The organism is Actinoplanes sp. KI2, assembly GCF_025630775.1.
Lineage (GTDB): Bacteria > Actinomycetota > Actinomycetes > Mycobacteriales > Micromonosporaceae > Actinoplanes.
The window spans coordinates 1-784 of sequence record NZ_JAOSZE010000138.1 but is presented as its reverse complement, the minus strand read 5'-3'; the positions used below and the strand labels follow the sequence as shown (position 1 = coordinate 784).

Annotated in this window: 1 protein-coding gene and 1 pseudogene; both read left to right on the top strand. The window is 66.2% G+C overall.

Annotated features, from left to right (window positions below; translation table 11 throughout):
- Positions 1-618 (top strand): molybdopterin dinucleotide binding domain-containing protein (locus tag ODJ79_RS46650; RefSeq protein ID WP_317620765.1); only part of this gene is annotated, 618 nt, incomplete at its 5' end.
- Positions 619-632: 14 nt separating this feature from the next.
- Positions 633-784: pseudogene (gene narY / locus ODJ79_RS46645) on the top strand (nitrate reductase subunit beta); the annotation flags it as partial.

Sequence of the window (784 nt, the reverse complement as noted above, 5' to 3'; positions counted from 1 at the left end):
GTCGAGCGGCTCAAGCCGTGGCACACGCTGACCGGCCGGCAGACGTTCTACCTCGACCACGACTGGATGGCCGAGCTGGGCGAGTGGATGCCCACGTACCGGCCGCCGCTGAACATGCACGCGCTGTTCGGCGAGCCGAAGGTCGGCGAGAACGGCGAGCTGGGCATCGCGGTGCGCTACCTTACCCCGCACAACAAGTGGTCGATCCACTCCGAGTACCAGGACAACCTGTTCATGCTGTCGCTGTCGCGCGGCGGGCAGACGATCTGGATGTCGAAGGAGGACGCCGCCAAGATCCGGGTGCACGACAACGACTGGATCGAGGCGGTCAACCGCAACGGCGTGGTGGTGGCCCGGGCGATCGTCTCGCACCGGATGCCCGAGGGCACCGTCTACATGCACCACGCCCAGGACCGGCTGATCGACGTGCCGCGTACCGAGACCAACGGCCGCCGCGGCGGCATCCACAACTCGCTGACCCGTCTGCTGATCAAGCCGTCCCACCTGATCGGCGGGTACGCGCAGCTGTCGTTCGCGTTCAACTACCTCGGCCCGACCGGCAACCAGCGGGACGAGGTCACCGTCATCCGGCGTCGCTCCCAAGACGTCGAATACTGAGGGGTCGAGTTCCTATGAGAGTCATGGCCCAGATGGCGATGGTGATGAACCTCGACAAGTGCATCGGCTGCCACACCTGCTCGGTCACCTGCAAGCAGGCGTGGACCAACCGGGCCGGCACCGAGTACGTCTGGTTCAACAACGTCGAGACCCGGCCCGGCCAGGG